Genomic DNA, 2,656 nt, shown 5'->3' on the forward strand with positions numbered 1-2,656 from the left:
CCTGGGGGCGGTCAGTTCTGCTCGTCACCCTCGGCCTGTGCGCCGACGGCGGGCGGCTCGGGTTCAGCCGGGGCCGTAGTGATCCGCAGGCATCCGTCCGTGCCGAACAGCTCGATCAACTGCGACAGATGGGCGCGCGCCGCGCTGCGGCCGGGTGTCTCTCCCGTGGTCACCCGCGCCCCTCCAGGTCCGCCCACACGATCTTGCCCCAGCGCCGCTCATCCGTGCCCCAGTCGGCGGCCAGCGCCGCCACGAGGCGCAGACCACGCCCGCCTTCTTCACTGTCGTCGGCTTCGCGCTGCACCGGCCGCGCCCGGGAGAGATCCGCGACGCCGACACGTACCCGCGCAGCGCCGGGACGGTCGATGACGACCCGGATGGACTCCCGCCGGGCGTGCTGCACGGCGTTGGCCACCAGCTCCGAGACGATCAGCGCCCCATCCTCGGCCAATGCGTCCAGCCCCCAGACGGCACAGGCGGTACGAAGCAGGCGCCGCGCGGTGGCTGCGCTCTCGGGCTGCCTCGGCAGGGTCTCGCTGTACCCGGGGTGTCCGATCTGACGGGCCCGGGTTGTAGGTTGCGGCATGTCGGTCTGCTTCCTTCAGATCGGCCAGCCCCGGGGCCGTTCGCGCGGTCGCCGGGGCGCTTCGCGTTCAGGTAACCGGGGTGCGTGATCATGCGGAGGAGCCAACCAGGGGGCCAGGGAGGGGCCACACTAGATATGGAAGGGGGCCACCATGAGCGACACCACCGAGCGACGCCGCGAGTTCGGCGCCTACCTCGCCGGTCTACGGCGCCACTCCGGCCGCTCGCAGCGGCAGTTCGCCGCCGTGCTGTGCGCCGTGTCCGGCGCCCAGTCGATCACGCGGAACGAGGTCTCCCGGTGGGAGCGCGGGGAGCGCATCCCGGACGTGTGGCTCCCCACCTTCGCCCAGGTACTCGGTGTGCCGCTGCGCGAGCTGGAGCAGGCCGCCGCGTACGCCCGGGGGGATGCTCAGGCCACCCTTCCCGGGGTCGCGGCCACCCTCGCGGACCTGCTGCCCGACGGGGGCGCTCTGGAGCCCCTGGCGACCCCCCGTGGCCGTCGGATCGGCGCCACCACCGTGGACGGCCTGGCGGCACGCGTCCACGGCCTCCGGCTCGCGGACGATGTGCTGTCCGGCGGTGACCTGATCGCCCCTGCCTTCCGTGAGCTGCGCGCCGCCGTCCGCCTGTACCGCGAGTCCGAGCACTCCGAGGAGACGGGGCGCGGCCTGCTCGTGCAGATTGGGGAGTTGGGCCAGATCGCCGGATGGATCGCCTCCGACGCCGGTCGGGGTGAGGACGCGGAGCACGCCTACCGACTCGGTCTCTCGGCCGCCCGACAGGCCGGGGACGCGCCGCTGGTGGCACAGCTCGCGGGCAGCCTCGCCTACCACCTGACGAACAGCGGCCGGGAACGGGAGGGCCTGGAACTGGCGAAGGCAGCGATCTCCGAGGCCGGGCCGGACGCTCCGGCCACAACCCGCGCCCTGTTCCTGGACCGCGTGGCGTGGGCGCATACGCGTGCCGGACAGGCTCAACCGGCCCTGCGGGCGCTCGGGGAGGCCCACGCCGTCCTGGACGCCACGGGCGGCCCTCCCGCGCCGACGTGGGCCTACTGGGTGAACCGCGAGGAGCTGGAGATCATGGACGCCCGGGTGTTCACCGAGCTGCGTCGCCCACTGCGCGCGGTGCCGCTGCTCCAGGACGTGCTGGGACGCTACGACGCCACCCACGCCCGGGAAGTCGCGCTGTATCGCTCATGGCTGGCCGTGGCGCTGGCCGACGCCAACGAGCCCGAGCAGGCCGCCGAAGAGGCCCGCCGCGTCATCGACACGTCCGGCGATCTCTCCTCGGAGCGCACGGCGGAGCGGGCCCGGACGGTCCTGCACCGGCTGAAGGAGTACGAGGACGTGCCCGAGGCGCGCGAAGTGCTCACCGACTACGGGCATCTGCTGCTCGCCTGATCGCAGCGGTCGCCCTCCTTACCGGTCCGCGTACAGCCCACGGAGATGATGACTCAACCGGTCCTGAAGGGCGTCAAGCGCCGTCCGGGCTGCTTCAGCGTTCTGGTGCGCGCCCAGCCACTCATGCACGCTGGTGGCCAGCTCCCGGTTTTCGAGTCGGGCTATGAGCGCGTGCAGGTGCAGTGCTGATTGCGTGGCTGCTGCTCTGAATTCGGGACTCAGCGTGCGCCCTCGTGCGGGGACGTTGGCCGCCATGACGCCTTCGAGCGCCTGTTGAATCTCCATGATGGTTTCCCGCTGAAGCGTCACCCGCTCCGCCGCCAGCCGCTCCTTCGCCTCTTCCTTGGCCAGCAGCCGGTCACGCCGGAGCGTGCGACCGTCGGAGAGCTTCTGTCCGAGCAGCGTGCCGAGACTTCCCAGAATCACGCCGACCAGGGGCGCGATCGTTTTCCACCATTCCATCGGGGGATCGTAACCAGGGCCCGCAACGTCGGACTCTGGTTCGGTAGTAGCAGGCCGGCTGACCGTTTACACCCTAGGAATCCGGCGCGGCCCCACCACGGGGGGGTGGGGGGGGGCGGGGGCGGGGGGCCGCCGCCCCCCCCCCCCCCCCCCGCCCCGCCCCCCCCCCCCCCCCCCACACTGTGTGACGGGGGGCCGGGGGCGCC

4 protein-coding genes are annotated in these 2,656 nt (G+C 72.6%); 1 reads left to right on the plus strand and 3 read right to left on the minus strand.

Annotation, left to right across the window (positions count from 1 at the left end; translation table 11 throughout):
• Positions 1 to 11: 11 nt before the first annotated feature.
• Positions 12 to 173 carry a hypothetical protein gene (locus ACFXBC_RS22355; protein WP_385027071.1) on the minus strand — a complete coding sequence of 54 codons (162 nt, stop codon included), beginning with the start codon at positions 171 to 173 and terminating at the stop codon, positions 12 to 14.
• Complete coding sequence (locus ACFXBC_RS22360) at positions 170 to 586, minus strand: ATP-binding protein (RefSeq protein ID WP_385027074.1); 417 nt, start codon at positions 584 to 586, stop codon at positions 170 to 172. The genes ACFXBC_RS22355 and ACFXBC_RS22360 overlap by 4 nt, the downstream gene beginning before the upstream one ends.
• Before the next feature lie 151 nt (positions 587 to 737).
• On the opposite strand from ACFXBC_RS22360, the gene ACFXBC_RS22365 reads away from it, so the two are divergent.
• Entirely contained in the window at positions 738 to 1,988 is a 1,251-nt protein-coding gene (locus ACFXBC_RS22365; protein WP_385027077.1) for a helix-turn-helix domain-containing protein, read from the plus strand.
• Between the two features lie 18 nt (positions 1,989 to 2,006).
• Here ACFXBC_RS22365 and ACFXBC_RS22370 read toward each other — a convergent pair whose 3' ends face one another.
• Positions 2,007 to 2,450, minus strand: a complete 444-nt coding sequence (locus tag ACFXBC_RS22370) for a hypothetical protein (protein ID WP_385027080.1) — start codon at positions 2,448 to 2,450, stop codon at positions 2,007 to 2,009.
• Between the last annotated feature and the right edge of the window lie 206 nt (positions 2,451 to 2,656).

Source organism: Streptomyces sp. NPDC059398, assembly GCF_042751845.1.
Classification (GTDB): Bacteria; Actinomycetota; Actinomycetes; order Streptomycetales; family Streptomycetaceae; genus Streptomyces.